The 26,036-nt window shown below is 72.1% G+C and carries 28 protein-coding genes; 22 read left to right on the top strand and 6 right to left on the bottom strand.

From position 1 onward, the window contains the following. Window positions 1–123: 123 nt before the first annotated feature. Window positions 124–1,803, bottom strand: coding sequence for a DHA2 family efflux MFS transporter permease subunit (locus tag ACFZAX_RS22865; RefSeq protein WP_390963782.1), 1,680 nt, complete (start codon window positions 1,801–1,803; stop codon window positions 124–126). Window positions 1,804–2,025: 222 nt separating this feature from the next. Between ACFZAX_RS22865 and ACFZAX_RS22860 the strand changes: the two genes are divergently transcribed. The 8 genes from ACFZAX_RS22860 to ACFZAX_RS22825 all read left to right on the top strand — a co-directional run bounded on the left by ACFZAX_RS22860 (window position 2,026) and on the right by ACFZAX_RS22825 (window position 10,872). Next, a complete protein-coding gene (locus ACFZAX_RS22860; protein WP_390963781.1) occupies window positions 2,026–2,778 on the top strand; it encodes a cupin domain-containing protein in 753 nt (250 codons plus the stop codon). Continuing rightward, on the top strand, window positions 2,775–3,851 hold the full coding sequence (locus tag ACFZAX_RS22855) for a hypothetical protein (protein WP_390963779.1): 1,077 nt from the start codon (window positions 2,775–2,777) through the stop codon (window positions 3,849–3,851). Before ACFZAX_RS22860 ends, ACFZAX_RS22855 begins: the two co-directional genes overlap by 4 nt. Next, window positions 3,848–5,032, top strand: a complete 1,185-nt coding sequence (locus ACFZAX_RS22850) for a hypothetical protein (RefSeq protein WP_390963778.1) — start codon at window positions 3,848–3,850, stop codon at window positions 5,030–5,032. Before ACFZAX_RS22855 ends, ACFZAX_RS22850 begins: the two co-directional genes overlap by 4 nt. After that, window positions 5,032–5,958, top strand: a complete 927-nt coding sequence (locus ACFZAX_RS22845) for a hypothetical protein (protein WP_390963777.1) — start codon at window positions 5,032–5,034, stop codon at window positions 5,956–5,958. Before ACFZAX_RS22850 ends, ACFZAX_RS22845 begins: the two co-directional genes overlap by 1 nt. Before the next feature lie 12 nt (window positions 5,959–5,970). Continuing rightward, complete coding sequence (locus tag ACFZAX_RS22840; protein WP_390963775.1) at window positions 5,971–6,522, top strand: hypothetical protein; 552 nt, start codon at window positions 5,971–5,973, stop codon at window positions 6,520–6,522. Between the two features lie 95 nt (window positions 6,523–6,617). Continuing rightward, window positions 6,618–8,393 carry an asparagine synthase-related protein gene (locus ACFZAX_RS22835; protein WP_390963774.1) on the top strand — a complete coding sequence of 592 codons (1,776 nt, stop codon included), beginning with the start codon at window positions 6,618–6,620 and terminating at the stop codon, window positions 8,391–8,393. A 61-nt stretch (window positions 8,394–8,454) separates the two neighbouring features. Beyond that, window positions 8,455–9,804 carry an aldehyde dehydrogenase family protein gene (locus ACFZAX_RS22830; protein WP_390963773.1) on the top strand — a complete coding sequence of 450 codons (1,350 nt, stop codon included), beginning with the start codon at window positions 8,455–8,457 and terminating at the stop codon, window positions 9,802–9,804. Between the two features lie 93 nt (window positions 9,805–9,897). Continuing rightward, window positions 9,898–10,872, top strand: a complete 975-nt coding sequence (locus ACFZAX_RS22825) for an acetylxylan esterase (protein WP_390963772.1) — start codon at window positions 9,898–9,900, stop codon at window positions 10,870–10,872. Between the two features lie 30 nt (window positions 10,873–10,902). On the opposite strand, the gene ACFZAX_RS22820 is transcribed toward ACFZAX_RS22825, so the two are convergent. The 3 genes from ACFZAX_RS22820 to ACFZAX_RS22810 form a co-directional block, all read right to left on the bottom strand. After that, window positions 10,903–12,162, bottom strand: coding sequence for an arginine deiminase (locus ACFZAX_RS22820; protein WP_390963771.1), 1,260 nt, complete (start codon window positions 12,160–12,162; stop codon window positions 10,903–10,905). 48 nt (window positions 12,163–12,210) lie between these two features. Next, window positions 12,211–13,671, bottom strand: coding sequence for a basic amino acid/polyamine antiporter (locus ACFZAX_RS22815; RefSeq protein WP_390963770.1), 1,461 nt, complete (start codon window positions 13,669–13,671; stop codon window positions 12,211–12,213). Between the two features lie 298 nt (window positions 13,672–13,969). Next, a complete protein-coding gene (locus ACFZAX_RS22810) occupies window positions 13,970–14,125 on the bottom strand; it encodes a DUF6131 family protein (protein ID WP_390963769.1) in 156 nt (51 codons plus the stop codon). Between the two features lie 153 nt (window positions 14,126–14,278). Between ACFZAX_RS22810 and ACFZAX_RS22805 the strand changes: the two genes are divergently transcribed. From ACFZAX_RS22805 to ACFZAX_RS22750, 12 genes are all read left to right on the top strand, one after another. After that, window positions 14,279–14,599 (top strand): gas vesicle protein GvpO, encoded by a 321-nt coding sequence (locus tag ACFZAX_RS22805; RefSeq protein WP_390963768.1) that lies wholly within the window; start codon window positions 14,279–14,281, stop codon window positions 14,597–14,599. Between the two features lie 30 nt (window positions 14,600–14,629). After that, window positions 14,630–15,100 carry a gas vesicle protein GvpJ gene (gene gvpJ, locus ACFZAX_RS22800; protein WP_390963767.1) on the top strand — a complete coding sequence of 157 codons (471 nt, stop codon included), beginning with the start codon at window positions 14,630–14,632 and terminating at the stop codon, window positions 15,098–15,100. 3 nt (window positions 15,101–15,103) lie between these two features. Continuing rightward, the gene (locus tag ACFZAX_RS22795; RefSeq protein ID WP_390963766.1) at window positions 15,104–15,865 is read left to right on the top strand and encodes a GvpL/GvpF family gas vesicle protein; all 762 of its coding nucleotides are present in this window, start codon (window positions 15,104–15,106) and stop codon (window positions 15,863–15,865) included. Next, complete coding sequence (locus ACFZAX_RS22790; protein WP_390963764.1) at window positions 15,856–16,113, top strand: gas vesicle protein GvpG; 258 nt, start codon at window positions 15,856–15,858, stop codon at window positions 16,111–16,113. The genes ACFZAX_RS22795 and ACFZAX_RS22790 overlap by 10 nt, the downstream gene beginning before the upstream one ends. 3 nt (window positions 16,114–16,116) lie before the next feature. After that, the gene (locus ACFZAX_RS22785; protein WP_390963763.1) at window positions 16,117–17,061 is read left to right on the top strand and encodes a histone protein; all 945 of its coding nucleotides are present in this window, start codon (window positions 16,117–16,119) and stop codon (window positions 17,059–17,061) included. A gap of 6 nt (window positions 17,062–17,067) precedes the next feature. Continuing rightward, the gene (locus tag ACFZAX_RS22780; protein WP_390963762.1) at window positions 17,068–18,168 is read left to right on the top strand and encodes an SRPBCC family protein; all 1,101 of its coding nucleotides are present in this window, start codon (window positions 17,068–17,070) and stop codon (window positions 18,166–18,168) included. Continuing rightward, window positions 18,165–18,527 (top strand): gas vesicle protein GvpJ, encoded by a 363-nt coding sequence (locus ACFZAX_RS22775; protein WP_390963761.1) that lies wholly within the window; start codon window positions 18,165–18,167, stop codon window positions 18,525–18,527. Before ACFZAX_RS22780 ends, ACFZAX_RS22775 begins: the two co-directional genes overlap by 4 nt. Further along, window positions 18,524–19,354 carry a GvpL/GvpF family gas vesicle protein gene (locus ACFZAX_RS22770; RefSeq protein WP_390963760.1) on the top strand — a complete coding sequence of 277 codons (831 nt, stop codon included), beginning with the start codon at window positions 18,524–18,526 and terminating at the stop codon, window positions 19,352–19,354. The genes ACFZAX_RS22775 and ACFZAX_RS22770 overlap by 4 nt, the downstream gene beginning before the upstream one ends. Further along, window positions 19,351–19,578, top strand: coding sequence for a gas vesicle protein (locus tag ACFZAX_RS22765; RefSeq protein ID WP_327179772.1), 228 nt, complete (start codon window positions 19,351–19,353; stop codon window positions 19,576–19,578). Before ACFZAX_RS22770 ends, ACFZAX_RS22765 begins: the two co-directional genes overlap by 4 nt. Next, the gene (locus tag ACFZAX_RS22760) at window positions 19,575–19,853 is read left to right on the top strand and encodes a gas vesicle protein K (protein ID WP_327179771.1); all 279 of its coding nucleotides are present in this window, start codon (window positions 19,575–19,577) and stop codon (window positions 19,851–19,853) included. Before ACFZAX_RS22765 ends, ACFZAX_RS22760 begins: the two co-directional genes overlap by 4 nt. Before the next feature lie 2 nt (window positions 19,854–19,855). Next, window positions 19,856–20,842, top strand: coding sequence for an iron-containing redox enzyme family protein (locus ACFZAX_RS22755; protein ID WP_390963758.1), 987 nt, complete (start codon window positions 19,856–19,858; stop codon window positions 20,840–20,842). 110 nt (window positions 20,843–20,952) lie between these two features. Further along, window positions 20,953–21,657, top strand: a complete 705-nt coding sequence (locus tag ACFZAX_RS22750; RefSeq protein WP_390963756.1) for a HemK2/MTQ2 family protein methyltransferase — start codon at window positions 20,953–20,955, stop codon at window positions 21,655–21,657. Between the two features lie 314 nt (window positions 21,658–21,971). Here ACFZAX_RS22750 and ACFZAX_RS22745 read toward each other — a convergent pair whose 3' ends face one another. Both ACFZAX_RS22745 and ACFZAX_RS22740 read right to left on the bottom strand, forming a co-directional pair. After that, entirely contained in the window at window positions 21,972–22,226 is a 255-nt protein-coding gene (locus tag ACFZAX_RS22745) for a CDGSH iron-sulfur domain-containing protein (RefSeq protein ID WP_390963755.1), read from the bottom strand. Between the two features lie 118 nt (window positions 22,227–22,344). Further along, window positions 22,345–23,298, bottom strand: coding sequence for a PfkB family carbohydrate kinase (locus ACFZAX_RS22740; protein ID WP_390963754.1), 954 nt, complete (start codon window positions 23,296–23,298; stop codon window positions 22,345–22,347). A gap of 281 nt (window positions 23,299–23,579) precedes the next feature. Here ACFZAX_RS22740 and ACFZAX_RS22735 point away from each other — a divergent pair, with 281 nt between their 5' ends. After that, window positions 23,580–24,941: an FAD-dependent oxidoreductase gene (locus ACFZAX_RS22735; protein WP_390963753.1), complete on the top strand. Its 1,362-nt coding sequence runs from the start codon at window positions 23,580–23,582 to the stop codon at window positions 24,939–24,941. 158 nt (window positions 24,942–25,099) lie between these two features. Beyond that, window positions 25,100–25,732, top strand: a complete 633-nt coding sequence (locus ACFZAX_RS22730; RefSeq protein ID WP_390963752.1) for a methyltransferase domain-containing protein — start codon at window positions 25,100–25,102, stop codon at window positions 25,730–25,732. Window positions 25,733–26,036: the final 304 nt, after the last annotated feature.

Genomic DNA, 26,036 nt, shown 5'->3' with positions numbered 1-26,036 from the left:
CCTGGGGCCCGCCCCCCCCCCCCCCCCACCACCCCCCCGGCCCCCCCCCCCCCCCTGGCAGGCCCCGCGGTGGGGCCCCCCCGGCGGGGGCCCCGCCCCCGCCACAGGGGCGAAGAGCGCCGGTCAGGTCCCCGGTGGCGGCGGTCCGTCGTCGGGCGCACGGTCCTGGAGGGCCACGCCGTTCCTGGGCGCCGTACCGTCCCTGTCGGCGGCCGTCCGCGCACCCGTACCCGTACCCGGCGCGACGTCCGCGTCGTCGTCCGTCGCCGGGGCCGCGCCGCCCTGGAGCCGTTCGCGGTCGGAGGCGCGGACCTGGATGACGAAGAGGGCGATCAGTGCGGCGAGTACGGCGAGCACGGCCGCGACGATGAAGGCGGCGGACACACCGGACGACAGCACCTCGTTGCCCCAGGGCGGCGGCAGTTCGCCGGTCCTGCGGAACTCCAGCTGCTGTGCCGGGGTCGCCTCCTGCATGAAGGGGGGGATCTGGTCGGTGGCCTCGTTGCGGCTCGCGGTACCGAAAACCGTGACCAGGATGGAGAGTCCGAGCGATCCGCCGACCTGCTGGGTGGCGTTCAGGATGCCGGAGGCCGCTCCCGCCTCCTTGGGGCGGACGCCGGAGACCGCCATCAGCGTCAGCGACACGAACTGGAGTCCCATGCCGAAGCCGAAGACGAGCACCGGGCCGAGCAGGCTGCCCAGATAGGTGCTGTTGGCGTCGGTCAGGGTCAACCAGCCGAGCCCCGCCGCCGCCAGCACCGCACCCGTCACCATGAACGGTTTCGGCCCCCACCGGGGGAGCAGTTGGGACGCGATCCCGGCGCCGACCGCGATGATGGCGCTCACCGGGAGGAAGGCGAGCCCGGCGCGCAGTGGGCTGAAGCCGAGGACGTTCTGCACGAACAGGGTCAGGAAGAAGAACATGCCGAACATCGCGGCGGACAGGGACAGCATGATTCCGTAGGTTCCCGCGCGGTTGCGGTCGCGGAACATCCACAGTGGGGTGATCGGCTGTTTCGACCGCTGCTCGTTGGCGATGAATGCGGCGAGCAGCACCACGGCGGCCGCGAAGGCCCCGAGGGTGATCGAGTCGCTCCAGCCGTCCTCCGAGGCCCGGATGAAACCGTAGACGAGCATCACCATGCCGAGCGTGGAGGTGAGAGCGCCGAGGAGGTCGAAGTGGCCCGGGTGGCGTACGGACTCCGGGATGTAGCGGGGGGTGGCCAGTGCGATCAGCAGGCCGATCGGGACGTTGACGAAGAAGATCCACCGCCAGTCGAGCCACTCCACCAGCAGACCGCCGGCCAGCAGCCCGATCGCGCTGCCGCCGGCCGAGACGGCGGCGAAGACGCCGAACGCCCTGTTCCTTTCGGGGCCTTCACGGAAGGTCGTGGTGATCAGCGACAACGCCGTGGGGGATGCGATGGCGCCGCCGACCCCCTGCAGCGCGCGGGCGCCGAGCAGTTGCCAGGATTCCTGCGCCAGGCCCCCGAGGAGGGAGGCGAACACGAAGAGCAGGACACCGAAGATGAAGACTCTGCGGCGTCCGAGGATGTCTCCCAGCCGTCCGCCGAGCAGGAGCAGACCACCGAACGTCAGGGTGTAGGCGTTGATCACCCACGAGAGGTTCTCGGTGCTGAAGCCCAGCGAGGACTGGATGTGTGGGAGCGCGATGTTGACGATGGTGATGTCGAGCACGACCATCAGCTGGCACGAGGTGATGACCAGGAGTGCCATGCCCTTGCCGCGTCCCTCGTTGCGGGGCGCGGCCAGATGTGCGACATGCGTGGGAGAGTCCGTCATATCAGTACTCACGTCTGCCGACGGCGGCGTCCACGGCCCGGGCGGGCCGGACGCGTTACCCGTCCGACGGTAGGCCCCGGGCCTGGGTGCCGCCATTCGGGCGCCCGTCGGCCGTCCACCGCGCCGTTCGTCCGCCCTTCGCACCTCCCGTTCACCGCGACTTCACCGGAGAGACGTGCTCACGCCTCCCGCTCGGGTGCCGTCCGGCCCTACGATTCCCTCGTGACGCGCGCGCCGCGCGCCACCGGGGCGGGGGGAGGCGCAATGGGCGCGGGCAAGGAGATACCGGACCGGCTACGCGGGGCGCTGCCCCGCGGGGTGCGCCTTTATCACGTGCGGCCGGACGGTTCCGTGGTCGTCGCCGACCGTGACGGATGCCGCCCGCTGGGTCCCGGCGGCCAGATGATTCCCTTCATCGACGACGGCCAGTTCGCCCATTACCTGGTCGGAGACGCGGCGACGTCCCCGGAGCGGCCGTCCAACGCGACGGTGAAGCTCGGGATGGTCGGTCCCCGCAGCGCCTTCACCCCGCACGCCCACGGCGGCGAGCACTACGTGCTGTCGCTCGGCCACGCGTCGTGCGGTCTGTACGACACCGAGCGCGGCAGGACCGCCGACGTGAGCCTGGTGCCGGGGATGCTCATCCGCATCCCCGAGATGATGCCCCATTCGTTCGCCAACCGTGGCAAGCGGCCCCTGACCATCCTCACGGCGAACACGGGCTACGGCATCGATCACGAGGACTACGCGATCACCGCTCCGGAGGCGGAGCGCCGGGCCCTCGGCGGGATCTCGCCGCAACCCCGCGGCGGAGCACTCGCCACGGCTGCCGCCACCGACTTCCGGTCCTTGGCCGCGGCCCTGCGTTCCGTGGAGGAGCGCCAGCGGGTCCACGGCATCGCCCCGGCCACGCTCCGGGAGCGGCTGGCGGGCCGGCTGCGCCGGGTGGCCACGGCGCTGGAGGACCACCGGTGATCTGTCCGCACTGCGAGCACGAGCTGCTCCGCAAGGAACGCCCCGGCAACAGGTGCGCGTACTGCAAACGCCTCTACGCGCTGGATCCGAAGACCAACCCCCTGAGCCTCAGCGACCTCCGGGTGCGGCGGGTGATGGCCGCGCTGTCGGCCGACGGTCACGTGGCGGTCGCCCCCGGCCAGCTGTGGTACGCCCTGTCGCGCCGTTCGCTGCGGACCAGCAGCCTCGGCGCGGTGTGGAACCCGCTGCTGACGGTGGCGGGCGTCGTCCTCCTGCTCGCCGGTGTCCTGGTCCCCTTCGTACCGGCCTTCCTCACCGGAGCGGTCTTCCTGCTGGTGTCGCTGTCGGTGGTCGTCGCACGGAGTGCCGGGGTGGGGCGGGGCGTCCCCCGGGTGGAACGCGACGCGTTCCGCTCGGTGGTCCTCGCCCCGTGGCTCCGGGTGTACGGCGCGTTGCCGCCCGGCCTGGTGGACGAGCCCGTACGGGAGCGGAGCCCCTACGCCGCCCCGCCCTCTCCGCGGAAGCCCGCACCCGGCGCCGAGGCCCCCGGGGTCCTGCTCTGCCCCGATCCGTCGGTCATCGCGTTCCTCGCGGCGGAGGGCGTGGCCGGGCACTACGGCCTCGTGCTCGTCCGGACCCTCGACGAGGCCGTGGGTCTGGCACCTCGGGGGCCGGTGATCGTGCTGCACGACGCGGACGCGCACGGGGTGCTCCTGGTCCGGCGGACCCGCGACGCGTTTCCGCGGACCGCGGTGGTCGACGCCGGTCTCCCCGTGGGCAAGGTCCGCGGCCTGGCCCAGGCGGTGCCGGTGCGCGACCGGTGGCGCGGGCCCGACGCGGCGGCACGGCGTGAACTCGCCGCTCTCGGTGAGTTCGGCGAGGCGGAGCTGAAGTGGCTGGGGCGGGGCTGGGGTTTCCCGCTCGTCGGGCTGCCTCCGGCCCGGTTGCTGGACGTCGTCGTGCGGTGCGCCGCCCGGGCGACCGGGCGGCCCGATCCCGCCCGCGCCGGGGCGGCCGGTCTGGGCTTCCTGACATGGCCCTCCCCCGGCACCGGACGGGGGCCCGGCACGTGATCTGTCCGGGCTGCGAGGCGCGGATCACCCGCAAGGAACGCGTCGGCGGCAGATGTGTGCGGTGCGGGCGGCGCTACGCCCTGGACCCGTGGTCGGACGGGCCGGGGATGCACGACGTCCGCATCCGGCGCTGCGTCGAGCGGGCGACCGGCAACGCCCGGCTGAGGATCACCCTGACCCAGCTCTGGTACGCGTCCCGGTCGTCCAACCCGTTCTCGGAGGCGTCGGTGCCGCGCGGTGTCCGGGCGTGGGTGCGCTGGGCGGTCGCGCTCCCGCTCTCCGCCGCGCTGGTGGCGGGTGCCGTCGTGGCACGCGGCGCGCTGGGAACGGTCGCCGCATGGCTCGTCCCTGTGGTGCTGGTCCTGGCGGCCGCGCTGCGCCACCGTCCGGGGCGGCAGGCGTTCGCGCTGGTCCAGCCGTCGGAGAACGCGTTCCGGGCGCTGATGCACGGCGCCTGGGCGACGACGTACGGCGGGCTGCCTGGTGGTGTGGTGGACGAGAGGCGCGCGGCAGGCACCACTGCCGCGCGGCGCGCTGCCGAGGGCCGGTCGGGACCGCCCGAAGTGGTGATCCTCTGCACGGAGCCGGTCGTCGCGCGCTTCCTCAGGGAGAACGGGCTCCCGAAACGGCCGCACACCCTCCTGGTGACGAAGGCCACCGACCGTATCGGCGGCACGGACGGCCCCGGACGCGTGCGCGAGGCCCTGGAACTGCTGGCCGGTCAGCGGGCCGGCCTGCCGGTCGTGGTGCTGCACGACGCGGACGCCTCGGGCGCCGTGCTGGCACCGGCGCTCCGTGCGGCCCACCCCGGCCGGGCCGTTGTGGACGCCGGTCTCCGGCCGGGGACCGCCGCCCGCAACCCGCGTGCCGTCCGCCGCTACTCCGCCGGTTCCGGGTACGACGCCGAACTGCTGCGTACCGTGGCCGGTCTGCCCGAGCACGAGGCCGCACGGCTGGCCGAGGGCTGGTGGTGGCCGGCCGCCGCGGTGCCGCCCCCGGTACTCGCCGAGGCCGTCACCAAGGCGGTCGAGCACGCCGTGACGGCACCCGCCCCGAGGCCGGACCGCCCCGGGAGCCCGCTCTCCGAGGGGTTCCTCACCTGGCCGGAGGCCGTCGGCCAGCCGCCGCGCGGCGCCTCCCGCACCCCCGGCCCGCACCACCAGCACGACAGGAGCACGTGATGACGCCCCGACGTCCGCCCCTCACCGGGGCGCGCGCCCTCGCAGCCGGGTCCCGCGGGCCCGGCACCCGCCTGATGGCCCGTGCGCTGGACGCCGCCCTCCACACGGCGATCGACACCGCCGCCGCACGGGCCGCCGAACCTGACGGTCTCCGGTTCACCGAACGGCAGTTGTACTTCGAGACCTGCCGGGTGCTCGATCCCGCCCTGCCCGTGCTGAGCCGGGTTCCTCGCACCGTGCGGCCCTACCTGCGGCTGTCGTCGTTCACCCGCGCCCTGGACGCCCGGGGCCGTGACACCGTTCCGGGCCTGCTGCCGCCCCCGCCGGAGGGGGTTCCCGCCCCGCAGCGGGAGAGCGAACCCGACCTCCACGACTACGGACTGCCCCGTCTCCTGGTCTGCCAGGACCGCGCGATCGCGCGGATGCTGCTCGCCAACCACGTCCATCTGGAGGCCGCCTGCCCGGTCTTCGCGGTGGCCGGCGCGCTGCCTTTCGACCCGCGGCTGACCACGGCGCTGGAGCGCGCGGGCGGGGCGACGGTGTACGTGCTCCACGACGCGAGCCCCCGGGGGATCGCGCTGCGTGGCCTGGTCCGGGCCTCCCTCGGCCCCGCCCCCGGCGTGCGGGTCTCCTCCATCGGGCTCGTACCGCGTCATGCGCGGGCCATGCGCTTGCCGGCCGGACGCGGCCCGGTCCGGAGGGAGGAACTGGCCGCGTTGCCCGGCACCCTCAGGCAGCAGGAGACGGCGTGGCTGGCGCAGGGCCGTTTCGCCGAGGTCGCCGCCGTGCCGCCCGGCCGGCTGGTCCGCGCGGTACTGCGTCTCACCCGCGGGCCCCGGGTGCCGCGGGCCTCGGTGTGGACGGGGCTGCGGGACCTGCGCGCCACGGGCTTCTTGAGCTGGCCCGATCCGACCGGAAGACCCTGAGGACAGCAGACCATGATGAGGCCCACAGAGATCGGCTACAGCGACGAGCTGCTGGCGGACGGCACGGTGCACCGCTCCTACCAGGACGGCCGGCAGGAGTGGCGGCGACGCGATCCGGCGGTGGCGGGGCTGGTGCGCTGGCACGACAACGTGGGGGCGTCGGGCACCGACGAACTCCTCGGCGACCGCATCGTCAAACGCGTCTCCAACGGCACCGCCACCTACGGCCGGGACCTCGGATACGGCCGGACCGTGTGGGGGCGTGGCGAATCCCTCACGGTCAACCGCACCTCGTTCGGCGGCCGGATGGGCCTGCTGCTCGCGGGAATCGGGGCGACGGCTCTGGCCGTCACCGAGGCGCAACTGCCGCCGCTGACCCTGAGCCCGGAGGAAGAGGAGGAGCTGCGCCGCCAGGCGCGGGACTCCGGAGGGGACGGCGGCGCGGGCGGCGACGGGGCGGGTTCTGGCGACTCGGACGGACCGGCCGGCTCGGGGGACGACGACTGGGACGGTGGCTGGGGCGACGGTGACGACGGCGGCTGGAGCGACGACGACTTCGGCTGAGGCGCCGGGGTGGTGTCCGGCGGATCGAGGCCGGACACCACCAGAGCGGCGCACGAAGGAATCCCGGCGAGGAACAGAGCGGAGAGGAGCCGTCGATGGCGCGCTTCTGTGTGAGTCTGGCCCCCACGACGGACGGAGCTCGCGCCCACGTCCGGGCGATGGGCGCGATCCCCGGCATCGGGCCGGAGGTCACCGTCCCGCGCGCGGACGCGGCCCTGCTGCGCGGCGAACCCGGTCCGGCCGAGGGCCCGTTCACCGCGTGCGGTCTCACCGCCACCGGTGAGGTCACCCTCCACAACGCGCCGGTGCTGCGGGACGCGCTGGAACAGCACGGCACCCCCGCCCCCGCGCGCTGCCCGGACGCCGAACTGCTGCTGCGCTGCTGGGCGTCGCTCGGCGCGGAGGGGGTGGCGCTCGCCGAGGGCATGTTCGTGCTGGCAGTGCTCGACGGCACCGACCTGGTGCTGATCCGCGACCACGTGGGCGCCCGTACGGTGTTCTACGCGCGGGCGAACGGGGCCTGGGCGGCCTCGTCCTCGCTGCGGGCGCTGCGCAGATGGCCGGCGCTGGGCACGTCCCTGGATGTGGCCGCGGTCCGTTCGTTCCTGACCTTCGCCTACCTGCCCGGCGAGGAGACGCTGCTGACGGGCGTACGGGAGGTGCTGCCGGGCCGGGTGCTGCGGCTGTCACCGGACGGCTCGGTGGCCGAGACCGTCCACTGGGAACCGGTCGAGAGGCTCGGCGGGGAAGCGCCCGACGGCCCGCAGGACCATGTTCTCGGGCTGCGGGCCCTGCTGGAGGACGCGGTGGCCCGCCGGCTGCCCGAGGCGGAGCCGGTGGCGGTCCTGCTCTCCGGGGGCATCGACAGCTCGCTGGTCACCGCGCTCGCGGCGAAGCTGCACAGCCGTCCGGTCCGCACGTACTCCATCAGCTTCGGCGGTGAACTCCCCAACGAGCTCGGCTACTCGGGTCTCGTCGCCGCGCGCTGCGGGACCCGGCACCGGGTGTTGAACGTCTCCGGTGCGACGGTCGCGGCGCGGCTCGCGGAGGCGGCGGCCCTGCTGGACAGTCCGGTGGGCGACCCGCTGACGGTGCCCAACCTGCTGCTCGCGGAGGCGGTGGCGGACGAGGGGGCGTCGGTGGTGCTCAACGGCGAGGGCGGCGACCCCGTCTTCGGCGGCCCGAAGAACCTCCCCATGCTGGTGCAGGAGATGCACCGGGAGGCCGGGGCGCCATGGGACGAGGACCGGGCGACCGCCTATCTGCGGTCGTACCGCAAGTGCTGGACGGACCTTCCGGTGCTGCTGACCCCGCAGGCGCTCGACGCGCTGGCCGACGCGCCCCGACCGCAGCGCTTCGTCGAACCGTACCTGCTGCCGGGCCCGGCAAGTCCGTACCGCATGAGCAGCCTGCTCAACCAGTTGCTCCACTGCAATCTGCGGACCAAGGGTGCCCACCACATCCTGACCAAGGTGGAGCGGCTGACCTCGTCCCGGGGAGTGGAGGGCCGGGCCCCGCTCTTCGACCGGCGGGTGGTCGACCACGCTTTCGCCACACCGCCGACGTACAAGCTCCGGGGCACGGTGGAGAAATGGGTCCTCAAGGAGGCGGTGCGCGATCTTCTGCCGGACACCGTCGTGGACCGCCCGAAGAGCGGGATGCGGGTGCCGGTGCAGCAGTGGCTCACCGGTCCGCTGCGGGACCTGGGCAACGAACTGCTGCTGGGGCGCGGGGCCCGGGAGCGCGGCCTGTTCCGTCAGGACACGATCCGCACGTGGCTGAAGGGCGAGGGCACGCTGCTGCCGCGCCAGGGGGGCAAGCTCTGGCTCGTCCTCACGCTGGAGCTCTGGCTCCGTTCGTACGACCTCTGACGGGCGGCCCGGGCTCCGGGCGCCGCAGGAGACACCACCCGAACTGCCGGAGGACCCACCGATGAAGACCACTCTCACCGACCCCCGCACCGGTCTGGCGCGCGGTACGGCGCCCGTGTCGCGGGAGCCGGAGGTGGCCGGGGCGGTGTCGGCCGCCAGAGCGGCGCTGCCCGGCTGGAGCGCCCTCACTCCGCGGGAGCGGGCCGGACGCCTGGGGCTGCTCGCCGCGGCGGTCGAGGCGGACGCGGCGGAGTACGCCGCGTGCGAGCGGTCGGGGACCGGCAAGCCGGAGTCGGAGGCGGTGGGCGAGGTCGCGCAGGTGGCCGACCTCTTCCGGTTCTACGCCACGGCTGCCCGGACCCGGACCGTACCGGCCTCGGGCGCGCTGGTGGCGGGCCACGAGAGCTGGGTGCGGTGGGAGCCGATCGGTGTGGTCGGCGTGGTGGTGCCCTGGAACTACCCGCTGATGATGGCGGCCTGGCGGTGCGCGCCCGCGCTGGCCGGCGGGAACACCGTCGTGGTCAAACCGGCCGAGACCACCCCGGACTCCCTGCTGCTGCTCGCCTCGCACGCGACGGCGGTGCTCGGCGAGGGGGTGCTCCAGGTGCTGCCGGGCGACCGGGCGACGGGGCGGCTGCTGGTGGAGTCCGGGGTCGACATGGTCGCGTTCACCGGCAGCCCGGAGGCGGGCCGGGATGTCGCGGCACGGGCGGGCATCCGCCGGGTCAGCCTCGAACTGGGCGGTAACGCCCCGGCGATCGTCCTCCCCGACGCCCCGCCGGAGACATGTGCGGCGCTCGCGGAGGCGGCGACGTACAACGCGGGCCAGAGCTGTGCGGCGCCCGCGCGGGTGATCACGCTGGCGGAGAACTACGAGCGCGTGGTCGCGCTGCTCGGCACGGCGATGGCGGGGCGGGTGGCGGGCCGTGACTTCGGGCCGCTGAACAACGCGGACCAGGCGGCCCGTTACGACCGGATCGTCGCCGCCTCGGAGGCGGGACGGTCGGTGACCGGGCCCCTGGAGACGGCGGCGGGCGAGGAGAAGGGCTACTGGCGTCCGGCCCGGGTGCTGGTCGATCTGCCGCCGGCCGACCCCGCGATCACCGAGGAGGTCTTCGGCCCGCTGCTCACCGTCGAGCGGGTGGCCACCGTCGAGGAGGCTCTGGCCAGGGCCAACAGCGTGCCGCAGGCGCTGGCGTCCAGTGTGTGGACGACCGACCTGGAGCGGGGGATCGACCTGGCGTCCCGGCTCGACGCGGGCGAGGCGTGGGTCAACTGCCATCTGGTGCAGACGGCCGAACTCCCGCACGGCGGGAGGGGTTCGTCGGGTCACGGCACGGACCTGAGCGTGCTCGCCCTCGACGAGTACCAACGGCCGAAGACGGTCACAGTACGCGTCGGGCGGCCCTGAAACCTTTCCGTTCGGGGACGGAACCGGGCTTCTGCGGACCGGGTGATCGCACGTACCGTGTGATCATTCATCCGTGCGACGAAAGCGGCCCGCATGTCCCTGTTCGACCTGCCTCTCGAAGAACTCCGTACGTACCGAAGCGCTTCGGTGGAGCCCGCCGACTTCGACACGTTCTGGTCGAGGACGCTCGAGGAGACCCGCAGCCACCCGCTCGACGCGCGCTTCGAGCTCCGCGCGGACACGGGCCTGAAGACCGTGGAGGTGTACGACGCGACCTTCGCCGGTTTCGGTGGCCACCCGGTGAAGGGCTGGCTGGTGCTTCCGGCGGGCACCACCGAACCGGTGCCGGCTGTGGTGCAGTTCATCGGGTACAACGGCGGGCGCGGCCTGGCCCACACCCATCTGCTCTGGGCGTCGGCCGGGTTCGCGCACTTCGTCATGGACACCCGGGGTCAGGGCAGCGGCTGGGCCGGCGGCGACACCGCCGATCCGGTGGGCAGCGGGCCCGCGTTCCCGGGGGTCATGACCCGGGGCATCGAGGACCCTGACGACTACTACTACCGGCGGCTGTACACCGACGCGGTACGGGCCGTGGAGGCCGCCCGCTCCCACCCGCTCGTCGACGCGTCGCGCACCGCGGCGGCCGGCATCAGCCAGGGCGGCGGCATCACGCTCGCCGTCGCCGGTCTTGTGCCGGACCTGGTCGCCGTGGCGCCGGACGTCCCGTTCCTCTGCGACTTCCCGCGCGCCCTCACGGTGACCGACCGCAACCCCTATCGCGAGGTGGGCGACTACCTCAAGACCCACCGGGGCCGCACCGAGCGGATCAAGGAGACACTCGCCTACTTCGACGGGGTGCACTTCGCCGCACGGGCCACGGCGCCGGCGCTGTTCTCGACGGCGCTGGAGGACCTCACCTGCCCGCCGTCCACGGTGTTCGCCGCGTTCAACGCGTACGCCCACACCGACAAGTCGATAGAGGTGTACGACTTCAACGACCATGAGGGCGGCGGCCCCCACCAGGAGGCCGCGCAGCTCGCCTGGCTCCCCGGAAAGCTGACGGCCTGACCACCGGAGGCCCCTGCGGAAAGTGGCGGGTCAGAAGGAGACGGGGTCGCGGACGAGCGGGCAGGTCATGCAGTGACCGCCGCCGCGTCCGCGCCCCAGCTCCGCACCGACGATGGTGATGACCTCCACGCCCGCCTTGCGCAGCAGGGTGTTCGTGTGGGTGTTGCGGTCGTAGGTGAAGACCACCCCGGGTTCCAGTGCCACGGCGTTGTTGCCGCTGTCCCACTGCTGGCGTTCGGAGGCGTACACGTCGCCGCCGGTCTCGATGACCCGCAGCGCGGGCAGTCCGAGTCCCTCGGCCACGACGTCGACGAAGGGAGTGGAGCCCTCGTCCGTGATCTCGACGCCCGGAGTCCTGTCGCTGGGGCGGAGGGAGAAGGTGTGGACCGCGTCCATGATCCTCGGATAGAGCGTCACGATGTCGCGGTCGGCGAAGGTGAAGACGGTGTCCAGGTGCATGGCGGAACGCAGCTTGGGCATGCCGGCGACGATGACCCGCTCGGCGGCCCCCTCGCGGAAGAGGGAGGCGGCGACCTGGGTGATGGCCTGGCGGGAGGTCCGCTCGCTCATACCCATGAGGACGACGCCGTTGCCGACGGGCATGATGTCGCCGCCCTCGAAGGTGGCCTGCCCCCAGTCCTGTTCCGGGTCGCCCCACCAGACCTTCGCGCCCCGGTAGTCGGGGTGGAAGGCGTAGACGGCGGCCATCAGGAGGGTCTCGCCGTGGCGGGCGGGCCAGTACAGGGGGTTGAGGGTGACGCCGCCGTAGAGCCAGCAGGTGGTGTCCCGGGTGTACAGGGTGTTCGGCAGGGGCGGCATGAGGTACTCGCGGGCGGCGGTCGACTCGCGGGCCAGAGCCAGGTAGCCGGAGCGGAACTCGTCGGGGAGGTCCGCGGTGGCGAGCCCGCCGATCAGGTACTCGGCGAGGCGACCGGGTTCCAGCGACTCCAGGAAGGCGCGGGTGTTCTCGATGAGCCCGAGGCCGACCTCGTTGGCGGTGATCTTGCGGTCCAGCAGCCAGTCCCGGGCCGCCGGGATCGCCATGGTCCCGGCGAGCAGTTCGTGGAGTTCGACGACGTCGACGTCCGCCTGCCGCAGCTTGTTGACGAAGTCGGCGTGGTCGCGCTGGGCATTCTCCACCCACATCACGTCGTCGAAGAGCAGGTCGTCCGCATTGGTGGGGGTGAGCCGCCGGTGGGCCATCCCGGGTGCGCAGACCAGGACCTTGCGCAGCTTGCCGACCTCGGAGTGGACGCCGAGGGCGGGGCTCTGGGCGGTCGTGTCAGTCATGGGGAAGCCTTTCGCGGTTCACCGGCGGGGCGGCCGGGGCGGGACGGGTCAGAGTTCGATCCAGCCGGCGGCCAGAGCGATCACACCCATGACGGCACCCGCGATCGAGACGGCGCAGATGACCGCTTCGACCGGCGAGAAGAGGCGGCGGTTCTGCTCCCGCCGGGCCTTGACGAACAGGAAGGTCGCCGGGGCGTAGAGGATGAAGGAGACGAGGACGAACTTCAGTCCCGCCGCATACAGGAGGAAGGCCGTGTAGAGGGTCGCGAGCGCGGCGACCACCAGCTCCCCCCGGGTGATGCGGCCTTCGGCACGTTCCCTTTCGGGCCTCAGCGCGATCTTGAGGGCGAAGGCGGCGGCCAGCAGGAACGGGATCAGAGTGAGGGCGCTGGTCAGGTCGAGCGCGAAGTTGAAGGCGTCGTCCGAGAACGCGGTGATGACCAGGACCAGCTGGCTGAGCGCCGTCGTCATGAGCAGGGCGGGTACGGGCACGTCGGCGGGGGTGGACCGGCCCAGGAAGCGGGGCATGTCGTCGTCCTTGGCGGCGACGAAGAGCACCTCGGCGGCCATCAGTGTCCACGCCAGGTACGCGCCGAGGACGGAGATGATGAGCCCCACGCTGACGAAGACCTTGCCCCAGGTGCCGACCGCCGCTTCCAGGACCCCGGCCATGGAGGGCTGGCGGAGTTCGGCGATCTCGGCCATCGGCAGGATGCCGTACGAGACGATGGTGACGGAGGCGAAGACGGCGAAGACGCTGAGGAAGCCGAGGATGGTGGCCCGGCCGACGTCCTCGCGCCGCTTGGCGTGGCGGGAGTAGACGCTGGCCCCTTCGACCCCGAGGAACACGAAGACGGTGGCCAGCATGGTCCCGCGCACCTGGTTGAAGAGCGAGCCCGCGTAGTCGGCCCCGGCGAAGTTGTCGGCGAAGACGGACGTGTCGAGGCAGAAGAGGGCGAGAAGCACGAAGACGAGGATCGGGACGACCTTCGCCACGGTCACGATCCGGTTGATCGCCGCGGCTTCCTTCACTCCTCGCCGGATGAGGAAGAAGAACCCCCACAGCCCCACCGACGACAGCACGATGGCGAGCGCCGTGTCGCCGTCTCCGAGGGCCGGTGCGATCGCCCCGATGGTGGACATGATGAGCACCCAGTAGGTCACGTTGCCGACGCACGCGCTGGCCCAGTAGCCGAAGGCCGAGAAGAAACCCAGATACTCGCCGAACCCGGCCTTGGCGTAGGCGTACACACCCGCGTCGAGGTCGGGTCTGCGGACCGCGAGCTTCTGGAAGACGAACGCGAGCATCAGCATGCCGATGCCGGCGACCGCCCAGGAGATCAGGGCGCCGGCGACACCGGTCTCCGCGGCGAAGCGCCGGGGCAGTGAGAAGACGCCGGCGCCGACCATGGAACCGACGACCATCGTCGTGAGGGTGAGCAGAGTGAGTTTGGCCGCGGGCGACGACGCCTCAGCGGGAGTGCCGGTGCCGGCCTCGGCGTTGGTCATACTTCCCCTCCGCGAGGTGCCTCTTCCGGTCCGCGCGGGGACGATGCGCTCCGGTCGATCCGACACACGTTCATTGCGACGGGAATCTAATGCCACATGTCCGCTTTGTCATATTGCGGCTGCGACGGAGGCGACGGCACACGGAGAGGTGACACCCAGCCCTCGCAAAGGCGGGTGTCACCCCTTCCGATCATTCGGCGACAGCCGACGAGCCCCCGACTCCGCCCGTAGGTGAACCGGCCGAAGGGCCGCCGCCGGAGACCCGGCACCGCCGACCGCCCTCTTGACGGGCACCGCTCTACCAGTAGTGCCGCCTGCCGCCCACCGCACGCCCGGTGGCGCCGAGCAGGAGCAGCACCGCCCCCACGACCAGCAGCACGATGCCGATGGTCCACAGGAACGAAAGCCCGGTGATCAGACCGATCACCAGCAGGATCACACCGAGAACAATCATGGCGTCCTCCGTCCGTCGTGGTTCCAGTATGCGCGCCGCTCCCCCGACGGGCTCACGGAAGCAGGATCACCGCCGCGCCCGGTGGACCAGCGGGTATGCGCCGATGGCGCCGTCCAAGATGCACCGAGCGCCGTGGCACCCAGACTGGGAACCATGGCAGAGACACGTCGTAAGCGGGCCGCTCACCCCTCGCCCGCCGCACGCAAGAGCTCCTCGGACGGCGGCCCTCAGGGAGCGGCCCGTGCTGCCTGCCAGAGCCTGGAGGGCCTGATCGCGCATCCGCTGGAGGGCGTTTCCGCCGTCCGGCGCGCCGACGACGACGGCTGGCACGTCGTCGTCGACGTTCTCGAGGTACCCCGCATTCCTGACACCACGAGCCTGCTCGCCTCCTACGAGGTACGGCTGGACCAGCAGGGCGAACTCGTGGAATACCGCCGAGTGCGCCGCTACCGACGGGGTTCCGCCGACGAGTGACGCGGCGGCCCCAAGACCGGAAGGACCCCCATGGCCACGACCTCCTACTCCGACGAAGTCACCTGCCCGCCACGTTCCGGCACTCTCTACGACGTACTGGAACTCATCCTCGACCGCGGCATGGTGATCGACGTCTTCATCCGGGTGTCTCTGGTCGGGATCGAGATCCTGAAGATCGACGCCCGCATCGTCGTGGCGAGCGTGGACACCTATCTGCGGTTCGCGGAGGCGTGCAACCGGCTCGACCTGGAGCGGGATTCCGGCAGCACCACGATCCCCGAGCTGCTCGGCGGGACCGCGGCCAAGTCGATCGGCAAGCGCAAGGTGCGCAAGGCGGCGTCGACGGTCGGGGACACGGTGCGCAAGGCTGTGGGCGCGGACGACCGCGATGCCGACCCGGAGGACGAGGCGGACGAGGCGGAGGAGCCCGTACGCCCCAAGAAGCGGCGAGCCCCCGAGCGCTCCGGCAGCGCACGTCGCCGCCGTCCCGTGGAGGCCTGAGCCATGCCGACACAGGGTGTGTACGTCTACGGCATCGTCCGCCACACCACCGCGGTGCCGACCGGACTGGGCGGCGTCGGCACTCCTCCCGCGCGTCTCACGACCATCGGACGGGGAGCGGTACGCGCCGTGGTCAGCGAGGCGCCCGCACGGATGCGCGCCCGGCGCCGGGATCTCATGGCCCACCAGGAGTTGCTGGTCAGGCTCGCGGAGGTCGACTCCGTACTGCCCATGCGTTTCGGCATGGTGGCGACGGGCGAGCAGACCGTGCTCCAGCAACTGGCCGTGACCGAGAAGGCGTGTCTGGAAGCCCTGGAGCAACTGGCCGGACGCGTGGAGATCAACGTCAAGGCGTTCCCCGCGCAGGACGCGCTCTCCGCGGTGGTCGCCGAGGAGCCACAGGTGCGCCGGCTCCGCCAGGACGCCCGCCGGACCCCGGGCTACGAGGCCTCCGTACGACTGGGCGAGGCGGTGGCGAAGGCGCTGGCCCGCAGGGCGGCCGAGGCCGGGCAACAGATCCTCGCCGAGCTCACGCCGATGGCCCACGGGGTTGCCAAGGGGCCCGAGGTGCGCGACTGCGCGCTCAATGTGTCGTTCCTGGTCGACCGGGCCCGGGAAAGCGAGTTCCGTGGGGCGGCACGACGCCTCGCCGACGCGCGCCCCGACCACGTCGACCTCAGGATCGTCGGCCCGCTGCCCTGCTACAGCTTCGTGGCCGGCACCACCTCGCTCGCTCCGGCACACACGGGTGCGGCATGGGGCTGATCACGGGGATTCTCCTGCTCCCCCTCGCCCCTGTGCGCGGGGTGGTGTGGGTGGCGGACAAAGTACACGGGGCGGCCGAGCACGAACTGAACGATCCGACCGTCCTCAGGGCCCAATTGACCGCGCTCAACCGCGATTTGGAGGCCGGCCACATCGACATCGAAGAATTCGAACATCAAGAGGAACTGCTGCTCGACCGGCTCCACGCCGAAGGCGTGGCGGCGAACCGGACGATCGAAGGTGACTGACCCATGGACGACACGGCCAAGGTGACGCTCGCTGCCGCAGTGGTGGGCGGGTACGTACTGGGGCGGACGAAGAAGGGCAGGCTCGCGATCACAGTCGCGACCTACCTGGCGGGACGGCGGTTCGGCCTCGAACCGAAGCAACTCGCGGCAGAGGGCATGCGGCGGCTGAGCGACGTACCGCAGATCGCGGAGTTGCAGGAGCAGTTGCGGGGCGAGGTCCTCGAAGCGGGCCGCGAGGCGGTCTCGGCGGCCGCCAACCGCGGAATGGTCTCGCTCGCCGAGGCGATCGGCGAGCGCACGGCCCGCCTCGGCGAACGAGGGCGCCCGGCCGAGGAGGTCGAAGGCGGGGACGAGGACGAGGACGAGGAGTACGAGGACGAGGGTCCCGAGGAAGGGGAGCTGGAGGGCGAGGACGAGGAAGAGCCCGAGGAGGAGGGCGAGGAAGAGGAGGACGAAGAAGAACCCGAGGACGAAGAGCCCGAAGAGCCCGAGGAGGGGGAAGAGGAGGACGAAGGGCCCGAGGAGGACGAAGGGGACGAAGAAGAGGAGGACGAAGAAGAGGAGGAGGAACCCGAGGAGCAGGAAGAGGAAGAGCCCGAGGAGGAGCCCGCACCGCGCCCCCGCTCCCGTAAGCGCTCGGACGCGCCCCCCGCGCGCGGTGCCGCGAAGAAGGCCGCTCCCGCCAAGAAGAGTGCGGCGAAGAAGGCACCGGCCAAGAAGGCGGAGCCCAAGCAGTCGGCACCCGCCAAGAAGGCAGCGAAGAAGGCTCCCCCGGCGAAGAAGTCCGCTCCGGCGAAGAAGGCCGCTCCCGCCAGGAAGAGCGCGGCGAAGAAGGCACCCGCCAAGAAGGCCGCCGCGAAGAAGGCACCCGCCAAGAAGAGCGCGGCGGCCAAGAAGACGTCGTCGTCCAAGCGGACGGCTTCCAAGCGCGCCGATCGCCGGAGGTAGCGAGCCATGGCCAGCAACGAGAAGGACGGTCCCGAGGACCAGGCGTCAGGTATCGAGCGGCTGCGCGAGGAGCTTTCGGGCTATCTCTCCGGTCAGGTGGAGCGACTGGCCGGTAAGGCCGGGGAGAAGCTCACGGACGTCACCAGTCAGCTCACCGATGTCGCAAAGAACGGCGGGTCCTTGCCCTCCATCGGCGCGCGTGTCCTACAAGGGGAATCGCCGCTGAAAGCCTTCGTCTCCGAGAAAGCCAAGGGAGTGAAGGACAACGTCGTGGGCAAGGCGAAGGAGGCCTTCGGCGGGGGTGGCGACGGGGGCGGGGGCGGGGGCGGCGGAAAGGGTGGGAAGAGCAAGTCGGGCGGCAAGTCGATGAACATCATCGAAGTACTCGATGTGGGCGTGCCGTTGCGCGACGCGTACGACTACTGGACGCAGTACGACCAGTTCAGCAGCTTCACCAAGGGCGTCCAGAGCGTCTCGATGGGCGACGAGACGGAGAGCGACTGGAAGGTGAAGATCGGACCTTCCTCCCGCGGCTTCAAGGCCACCGTGCAGGAGCAGATTCCCGACGAACGGATCGTGTGGACGTCCGAGGGAGCCAAGGGCAGCACACGCGGCGCCGTCAGCTTCCACGAGTTGGCGCCTTCCCTGACCAGGATCGTCCTGGTCGTGGAGTACTACCCGGCGGGCTTCTTCGAGAAGACGGGCAACCTCTGGCGCGTCCAGGGGCGCCGCATCCGCCTGGATTTCAAGCACTTCCAGCGCTACGTCACTCTCAGCGCCGAACCGCCCGAGGGCTGGCGCGGTGAGATCCGCGACGGAGAGGTCGTCGTCTCGCACGAGGACGCGGTCGCGGAGGAGGAAGAGCAGGAAGGCCAGGAGGACGAGTACGAAGACGGCGAGGGGGAGGACGGCGAGTTCGAGGACGAAGACGCCGAGGACGAGGACGAGGACGCCGAGGACGAAGACGAAGAGGACGCGGACGCGGACGACGAGTACGAAGACGAGGATGACGACGGCGAGTACGAAGACGAGGACGAGGATGACGGCGAGGACGAGGAAGAAGAGGCGCCTCGTCCCCGGAAGCGGAGAGGGGGCGGACGACGGTGACGGACCTGGCGTACCGGCAGGCCGGCGACACCGTTCCCGGTCCGCAGACGACCAACCTCGCCGACATCCTGGAACGGGTTCTCGACAAGGGCATCGTCATCGCGGGAGACATCAAGATCGATCTCCTCGACATCGAACTGCTCACCATCCGGCTCCGGCTCTTCGTGGCCTCGGTGGACACCGCCAAGAAGGCCGGAATCGACTGGTGGGAGACCGATCCCGCACTCAGTTCACGCGCGTCGCGCAGCGCCCTCCAGGAGGAGAACCGCGAACTGCGCGAACGCATCGAGGCGTTGGAGTCACCCGACGACGCCGACGCCGACGGACGGAAGAGATCCAGGGAGCGCGCACGCACATGACCCGTACCCTTCGCAGCGGCTCCGCTTCCGGGGGCGGCGCCCTCTACGTCTTTGCCGTGTGCCGCGACCTCGATCCCGACTCCCTCGGGCGGTCGCCGGGCCTCACCGGCGAGGAACCCCCACGGGTGCTGCCTCTCGGGGCGCGCCTGTCGGCGGTGGTGCAGACCGTGCGGGCGGACGACTTCACCGACGAGGTGTGGCAGGAACGACTGGCCGACCAGGAGGAGTTGGGACGCTACGCGCGGGCGCACCACTCGGTGGTCACCGCCGTCGCCGGGAGTGCGCCCACCGTGCCGCTCCCCATGGCCACGCTCTACCACGGTGACGGCAGCGCCCGGGCGGCGCTCGCGTCGCAGGCGGCGCGGTTCGACCGCGCGCTCGACCGGGTCGCCCACCACGCCGAGTGGGGCGTCAAGGTGTTCCTGTCCCCCTCGATGGCCCGAGACCACACGAGCCGGGAGGTGGCGGCTGCCGCACCGTCCGACCGGGCGAGGCCCGCCGTGGGTTCGGGGCTCGCCTATCTGAACCGGCGCCGGAACATCCAGGAGAACCGGCAGCGCCGTCACGTCGAAGCCGGGCTCAGGGCCGACGCGGTGGACGAGGCGTTCCGCCGGGTCGCGGCGGAGGCCCGCCGGTTGCGGCTGCACTCCGCATCCGCCTCCGAGGACCAAGGCGTGCAGGTCCTCAACGCGACCTACCTGGTGGCGGAGGCCCGGTCGGCCGAGTTGCACCGGCTTGCGGAGTCGCTGCGGGAGCCGGGCGACGTGCGGGTCACCCTGTCGGGTCCCTGGGTGCCGTACTCGTTCGTGGGCGAGGTGGAGGGATGAACCGCGAGGTGGTGCCCTGGGATTCCGCCGAGCCGCTGAGCGGTCCGATCGGGGTGCCGCTGGTCGATCTGCTCGACCGGGTGCTCGCGACCGGGGTGGTCATCAGCGGGGATCTCGTGATCGCGATCGCGGACGTTCCGCTGGTACGACTGTCGCTGCACGCGCTGTTGTCCTCGGTCAGCGAACGCGTGCCCGCCCCCTGGGCCGACGGAGGACCGCTGTGACCGGGGCGCGGCTCGACCTCGACCGGGAGCGGATGGGTCGTGACCTCGTCACGCTCGTCCTCACCGTGGTGGAGTTGCTGCGCCAGCTCATGGAACGGCAGGCGATCCGCCGGGTCGACCAGGGCGATCTCACCGACGAGCAGGCCGACGAGATCGGCGCCACCCTGATGATGCTCGACCAGCGGATGACCGAACTCTGCGAGCAGCACGGCGTGCGCCCCGAGGACCTCAATCTGGACCTGGGGCCCCTCGGGTCCCTGCTGCCGCGGGACTGACGATGGACACGTACGGCAGGGAAGCGCATCGGTCACCGGAACTCCCCCGCGCCCGGGGGCCGTTGTCGGCCGCGGTACTCGCTCATCTGCGGGGTGCGGGCGGGCTGCCGCGGGCGGGGGACGCCCGCGCGGCCGATCCGTACGGCGAGGATCTCCACCTGGCGCTGTACGCGTGCTACGAGCTGCACTACCGGGGGTTTGCGGGGGTGGACCCGGACCTGGAGTGGGACCCGGACCTGCTGGCCGTGCGGAGGGGCGCCGAGGACTCCTTCCTGGCCGCGCTGCGGCGCGACGCCACGGGCACCGGTTCCCTGGAGGACGTTCTGGCCGGGCTCCTGGTGGAACCGGTGCGCGGTCAGGGGGTGTCGGACTTCCTCAAGGACGAAGGCGAGCTGCGACACGTCCGCGAGTACGCCGTCCAGCGGTCGCTGTACCACCTGAAGGAGGCCGACCCGCACGCCTGGGTCCTGCCCAGACTCGGCGGACGGGCCAAGGCGGGGATGGCGGCGATCGAGTACGACGAGTTCGGGGCCGGGCGCGCGGAGCGCGTCCACGCGCGCCTCTTCGCCGATCTGATGGCCGACCTGGGGCTGGAGACCGCCTACGGCCACTATGTGAACGAGGGCCACGCCGAGATGCTGGCTCTGGTCAATCTGATGTCGCTGTTCGGGCTGCACCGGCGTCTGCGGGGCGCTCTGGTGGGGCATTTCGCGGCGGTGGAGATCACCTCGTCGCCCGCCTCGCGTCGGCTTGCCCAGGCGATGCGGCGCGTCGGGGCGGGGACCGCCGCCGAGTTCTTCTACGTGGAGCACGTCGAGGCGGACGCCGTGCACGAGCAGGTGGTCAGACGCGAGGTCGTCGCGGGGCTGCTGGCGGACGAGCCGGAGCTGGCGGCCGACGTCGCGTTCGGCGTCACCGCCACCGGCTTCCTGGAGGAACGGCTCGGGGAACGGCTGCTGGCCGGCTGGCGCGAGCCGCCCGCCCGCTGAGGGCGTTCCCTCGCCGGGGAGGCACACCTCGGAAGGCGCCGAGTGGTGACCCGAGCGTTTCCGCCCCAATCTGAGACAGACCGCTCATCCTTACGTCCGAGGGAGCCCCGATGGCCACCGATGTGGCGTCGCCCGCCCCGTTCGTCCTGACCCTGCCCGGCGTGTACGCGCCGCAGCACGACACCCGTCTGCTGATGCGGGTGCTCGAACACGAGGCCCTCGCGCCGGGCGCGAGGGTGCTGGATCTCGGTACGGGGAGCGGGGCGCTGGCGATCCGCGCCGCCCAGCTCGGCGGGTCGGTGACAGCGGTCGACCTGTCCCGCCGGGCCGTGCTGACCACCCGGGCCAACGCCCGGCTCCACCGCCGCCGCATCGACGTACGGCGCAGCGATCTGACCGCGGCCGTCCGGGGCCATGCTTTCGACCTGGTGCTGTGCAATCCGCCCTACGTGCCCTCACCGACGCCCGAGGTCCCGGGGCGCGGACGTGCGAGGGCCTGGGACGCGGGCCTGGACGGGCGGGTCGTCCTGGACCGCGTCTGCGACGGGGCGCGGGAGGCGCTGCGGCCGGGAGGGGTGCTGTTGATGGTGCACTCGGCGCTCTGCGACCCGGACCTGACCGTGGAGCGCCTGGAGCGGGCGGGGCTGCCCGCGGAGGTGCGCGAGCGGGCCCGGGTTCCGCTGGGGCCGGTGCTGCGCTCGCGACGGTCGTGGCTGCGCGACCGGGGCCTGCTCGGGCTGGGCGCGCAGAGCGAGGAGCTGGTGGTCGTACGCGCCGTACGCGCCGGCTCCCCGGCCGCACATCCTGCCGTGTGAGGTCTGCGGCTGAAGAACCGGCTCATCGGGCCCTCGGACGCGTTCCGCCTGCGGATCTCTTCGGGCGGGACCTCACGGGGGTGCGGCCCGGCCCGGGGGTGCCACAGCCCGGATCCGCCCGTCGCGTCGGCCACCCGGCCGGTCACCCACCGTGCGCCGTCGGAAGCGGGGAAGGCCACGATGTCGGCCGCGTCTACCGGCGGGCCCGATCCGGCCCAGCGCCGCTGGCGACGCCGCGTGGGCGTCGGCCTGCGGATCGCGGCGCAGCCGGCCCGCGTCGACGTCGGTGCCGATGAGGCCGGGCGCCACCGGGTTCACGGTGATGCGCCCCCTCGGCCCCGGCCCTTGCCTCCTTCGCCCGTACCGTCTTCACCCTTCACCCTGCGCCGGTGGCTGGTGTCGCACCAGGGGTGGATACGGCTCTTGCGGCACATGCACAGGGCGACCACGAATCGGTCCGACACCACCGTGGCGCCGTCCGGCAAGGTCACCTCCACGGGCCCTTCCAACAGCAGCGGTCCGTCCTCGGTGAGCGTGACGCGACAGGGGGCACGGGGGGTGTCCGGCACGGGGACCGCCTTCCGGGGTCCGCCGGCGCGGGTCTACGGGCGTAAGGCCCGGGCGGACACCTGACTCCGATGGTCGTCCCCGTCCGGACCGCGCGCACGCCGAGCACCGCGCCGGGTTTCAGACGCGCGCCGCCGGCGGCGTCGCGCCGGACACCGTCCCGGCACCCGCTTCCCACTCCGCCACCCGGGCGAACAGCAGGTCACGGCCGATGGCATCGGCCCGGGTCGCCTCCACGGTGCAGGCGTACGCCCCGGCGACAGCGCCGAAGAGAGCGCACCGTGCGGGTTTCTCGCCCGCCAGCCAGCCGAGCAGGAAGCCGGCGGCGAACGCGTCGCCGGCACCGTTGGAGTCGACGACCGGTTCGGGCGGGGCGATCGCCGCGACATGTGTCAGCTCACCGTCGACGAGCAGATGGGAACCGGCGGCCCCGTCGGTGGCGACGGCGACGCGGGCCCTGCCGTGGTCGGCGATCCTGCGCAGGGTCGCCCCGGGGTCCGCCAGGGCGGTGGCGGAGAGGAATACGAGGTCCGCCTCGAACGCGAAGGGCTCGTGGTAGGGGTTGACGCCGTCCCAGTTGTGCAGGTCGGTGGAGAGCGTGAGGCCCGCCTCGCGCAGCAGCGGGAGGGTGAAGGCGCAGGGATGGGTGATCGAGACGTGCGCGTGGCGGCTCTTCGCTGCCAGCGCCCGCACGGTGGCCTCCGGTAGCCGGTCGCTCTCGGCCGCGCGGCTGTCGTCGTACAGGGAGAGCCGCCGGCCGTCCGGGCCGACGAGGTTCACCGCGCGTTTGGTGCCGAGCGGCTGCGGGACGCCGGTGAGGGGGAGGGACCGGTCGCGGTGGAACGCCCGCACCAGGTCGCCCTCGTGGTCGTCGCCGATCAGGTCGATGTGATGGGTGCGCAGGCCGAGTGAGGCGAGCCCGAGGGTGACGAAGTCGCCGGTCTGCCCGGCGCGCGCGGTGATGCCGGGGCGGATCATGTGGCTGTCGGCGTACGGGACCGGCAGCTCGGGCACGTACACGATGGTGTCGACGCCCGCTCCTCCCAGGACCAGTACGTCGTTCTCCTTGCTCATGGGAGGAGGACCTTTCCCCGGGGTCGCGGCTCGTGCGGGACGGGAGCGAGTCAAGCAGCCGCCCACAGCCACCCGCAATCCCTTGCGGAAAAGTACGGAAAAATTTTTCACGGACTGTCCCGCGCAGCCGCCCGCGTGCGGGCGACGCCTCCTGGCGACCCCGGCCACAGGCCCCGGAAGGCGAGGACATAGCGTGTAGGGGGGTGTAGTAAGTCAAGCCTTACCTTGACGGCACCCTGCCCGCGTTCGCCCGCCCCGAGGAACGAAGGAACTACAGCCCCATGACACGCCCCGTCCGCGTCGCCATTGTCGGAGCCGGTCCTGCCGGAATCTATGCGGCCGACGCGCTGCTGAAATCCGAAGCCGCCAAGGACCCGGGTGTCTCGATCGACCTGTTCGAGCGCATGCCCGCACCCTTCGGTCTGATCCGCTACGGCGTGGCTCCCGACCACCCCCGGATCAAGGGCATCGTCACCGCGCTGCACCAGGTGCTGGACAAGCCCCAGATCCGGCTCTTCGGCAACGTCGACTACCCGAACGACATCGGTCTGGACGAGCTCCGCTCCTTCTACGACGCGGTGATCTTCTCGACCGGCGCCGAGGCCGACCGCGCGCTCGACATCCCCGGGATAGAACTCGACGGCTCCTACGGTGCCGCCGACTTCGTCTCCTGGTACGACGGTCACCCCGAGGTTCCGCGCACCTGGCCGCTGACGGCCGAGAAGGTCGCCGTGCTCGGCGTGGGCAACGTGGCGCTGGACGTGGCGCGCGTACTCGCCAAGACCGCCGACGAGCTGCTCCCCACGGAGATTCCGGCCAACGTGTACGAGGGCCTCAAGGCCAACAAGGCGCTGGAGGTGCACGTCTTCGGGCGCCGCGGTCCCGCCCAGGCGAAGTTCAGCCCCATGGAGCTGCGCGAGCTGGACCACTCGCCGAACATCGAGGTCATCGTCAACCCCGAGGACATCGACTACGACGAGGGCTCGATCGAGACCCGCCGGGGCAACAAGCAGGCCAACATGGTCGCCCAGACGCTGGAGAACTGGGCCATCCGCGATGTCGGCGACCGTCCGCACAAGCTGTTCCTGCACTTCTTCGAGTCGCCGGTCGAGGTGCTCGGCGAGGACGGTTCCGTCGTCGGTCTGCGTACCGAGCGCACGGAGCTGGACGGCACGGGCAACGTGCGCGGTACCGGCACCTTCACCGACTGGGACGTGCAGAGCGTGTACCGCGCGGTCGGCTACTACTCCGACGAGCTCCCGAAGCTCCCGTGGGACCCGGCGTCCGGCACGGTCCCGCACGCCGCCGGGCGCGTGGTCGCCGGCTCGGAGCACATGCCGTCGGTATACGTCACCGGCTGGATCAAGCGCGGTCCGATCGGTCTCATCGGCCACACCAAGGGCGACGCCAACGAGACCGTCGAGTGCCTGCTGGAGGACCGGGCCGAGGGCCGGCTCCCCGCCCCGGCGCAGCCCGAGCCCGACGCGGTCGTGGCCCACCTGGAGGGCCGCGGGGTCCGTTACACCACGTGGGAGGGCTGGCACCGCCTGGACGCGCATGAGAAGGCGCTCGGTGCCGAGCAGGGCCGCGAGCGGATCAAGGTGGTGGAGCGTTCGGCGATGCTGGACGCCTCCGGGGCCTGATCCCCGCACGGCGTACGCGTCCCCGGCCCCGCACCCGCGGAGACCGGGGACGCGGTCGTTCGTACGGTGACCGGCCGCGGCCCGCGCCCCGTTGTGGGCGGGCGCGCCGGGTGGCACGATCCGGGGTGACCCGGCCGGCCCGCGGAAGGAACGCACCCATGGACGACGTGAGCCGCACCTCGGCCGCTGCGGTGTTCGACGCGCTGGGCGCCCGGTACGAGCGGGCCTTCGCCGGTTCGCCGGCGCACCGGGCCTCTTTGCGGGAGCTGACCGGACATCTCGCGCCGCACAGCCGGGTACTGGACGTGGGCAGTGGGACCGGCCGCCCGACGGCCGAGACGCTGGTCGCCGCGGGTCACGAGGTTCACGGGGTCGACGTCTCGCCGGTCATGGTGGAACTGGCGGCCCGGCAGGTCCCCGGGGCCTCCTTCGTACACGCCGACATCCGCGAACTCCCGTTGACGGAGGAGTCCTTCGACGCCGCATGCGTCTACTTCTCGCTCCTCCAGATGACCCGCGGCGAACAGGCGGCGCTGCTGGCCAAGGTCGCCCGGTCCCTGCGCCCCGACGGGCTGCTCGCCGTGGCGACGGTCCCGCTGGACGTGGAGGGCGTGGACGGTCTCTTCATGGGCCGCCCGGTGCGGGTGACCAGTTTCGACGGTCCCGCGTTCACCGCGCTGGTGACGGACGCCGGGTTCACGGTCGTCTCCGGCCGCAGCTCGCTGTTCACCCCCGCGCATCCGGAGGCGACGGCCGAACCGCACCTCTTCCTGCTCTGCCGCCGCGCCTGACGCCCGGAGGGCGGGCTCGCGCCCCTGGAGCGACCGTGCGTCGCATGGGTGACACGACCAGAGGTGTGGAAGATCCGCAGGGGTCCGGCGGGACGTCGGCGAGCACGCCGCCGAACCGGGCCACCCGTGGATCTTCCACGGCACGGCCGGGGCGCTCGCGACCGCGTACACCCGGCTCCCGGTGGCACCCGGGAGCCGGGAACCAGGTGACGAAGGACGACGCGGATGCGCCGTCACCGGCCCCGGTCACCGACCGGAAGCCCGGCGCCCCGCCCGTGACCAGCGGGTTCTCACCGGGACGCGC

Source organism: Streptomyces sp. NPDC008125 (assembly GCF_042957125.1).
In the GTDB taxonomy this organism is placed as follows: domain Bacteria; phylum Actinomycetota; class Actinomycetes; order Streptomycetales; family Streptomycetaceae; genus Streptomyces.
This window is presented reverse-complemented; position numbering and strand designations above follow the sequence as displayed.

Bases quoted from the DNA above. Each gene is read 5' to 3' on its own strand.
- ACFZAX_RS22865 (WP_390963782.1), bottom strand. From the start codon at position 1,803: ATGACGGACTCTCCCACGCATGTCGCACATCTGGCCGCGCCCCGCAAC.
- ACFZAX_RS22845 (WP_390963777.1), top strand. From the start codon at position 5,032: ATGACGCCCCGACGTCCGCCCCTCACCGGGGCGCGCGCCCTCGCAGCC.
- ACFZAX_RS22840 (WP_390963775.1), top strand. From the start codon at position 5,971: ATGATGAGGCCCACAGAGATCGGCTACAGCGACGAGCTGCTGGCGGAC.
- ACFZAX_RS22835 (WP_390963774.1), top strand. From the start codon at position 6,618: ATGGCGCGCTTCTGTGTGAGTCTGGCCCCCACGACGGACGGAGCTCGC.
- ACFZAX_RS22830 (WP_390963773.1), top strand. From the start codon at position 8,455: ATGAAGACCACTCTCACCGACCCCCGCACCGGTCTGGCGCGCGGTACG.
- ACFZAX_RS22825 (WP_390963772.1), top strand. From the start codon at position 9,898: ATGTCCCTGTTCGACCTGCCTCTCGAAGAACTCCGTACGTACCGAAGC.
- ACFZAX_RS22820 (WP_390963771.1), bottom strand. From the start codon at position 12,162: ATGACTGACACGACCGCCCAGAGCCCCGCCCTCGGCGTCCACTCCGAG.
- ACFZAX_RS22815 (WP_390963770.1), bottom strand. From the start codon at position 13,671: ATGACCAACGCCGAGGCCGGCACCGGCACTCCCGCTGAGGCGTCGTCG.
- ACFZAX_RS22810 (WP_390963769.1), bottom strand. From the start codon at position 14,125: ATGATTGTTCTCGGTGTGATCCTGCTGGTGATCGGTCTGATCACCGGG.
- ACFZAX_RS22805 (WP_390963768.1), top strand. From the start codon at position 14,279: ATGGCAGAGACACGTCGTAAGCGGGCCGCTCACCCCTCGCCCGCCGCA.
- gvpJ (WP_390963767.1), top strand. From the start codon at position 14,630: ATGGCCACGACCTCCTACTCCGACGAAGTCACCTGCCCGCCACGTTCC.
- ACFZAX_RS22795 (WP_390963766.1), top strand. From the start codon at position 15,104: ATGCCGACACAGGGTGTGTACGTCTACGGCATCGTCCGCCACACCACC.
- ACFZAX_RS22790 (WP_390963764.1), top strand. From the start codon at position 15,856: ATGGGGCTGATCACGGGGATTCTCCTGCTCCCCCTCGCCCCTGTGCGC.
- ACFZAX_RS22785 (WP_390963763.1), top strand. From the start codon at position 16,117: ATGGACGACACGGCCAAGGTGACGCTCGCTGCCGCAGTGGTGGGCGGG.
- ACFZAX_RS22780 (WP_390963762.1), top strand. From the start codon at position 17,068: ATGGCCAGCAACGAGAAGGACGGTCCCGAGGACCAGGCGTCAGGTATC.
- ACFZAX_RS22770 (WP_390963760.1), top strand. From the start codon at position 18,524: ATGACCCGTACCCTTCGCAGCGGCTCCGCTTCCGGGGGCGGCGCCCTC.
- ACFZAX_RS22765 (WP_327179772.1), top strand. From the start codon at position 19,351: ATGAACCGCGAGGTGGTGCCCTGGGATTCCGCCGAGCCGCTGAGCGGT.
- ACFZAX_RS22755 (WP_390963758.1), top strand. From the start codon at position 19,856: ATGGACACGTACGGCAGGGAAGCGCATCGGTCACCGGAACTCCCCCGC.
- ACFZAX_RS22750 (WP_390963756.1), top strand. From the start codon at position 20,953: ATGGCCACCGATGTGGCGTCGCCCGCCCCGTTCGTCCTGACCCTGCCC.
- ACFZAX_RS22740 (WP_390963754.1), bottom strand. From the start codon at position 23,298: ATGAGCAAGGAGAACGACGTACTGGTCCTGGGAGGAGCGGGCGTCGAC.
- ACFZAX_RS22735 (WP_390963753.1), top strand. From the start codon at position 23,580: ATGACACGCCCCGTCCGCGTCGCCATTGTCGGAGCCGGTCCTGCCGGA.
- ACFZAX_RS22730 (WP_390963752.1), top strand. From the start codon at position 25,100: ATGGACGACGTGAGCCGCACCTCGGCCGCTGCGGTGTTCGACGCGCTG.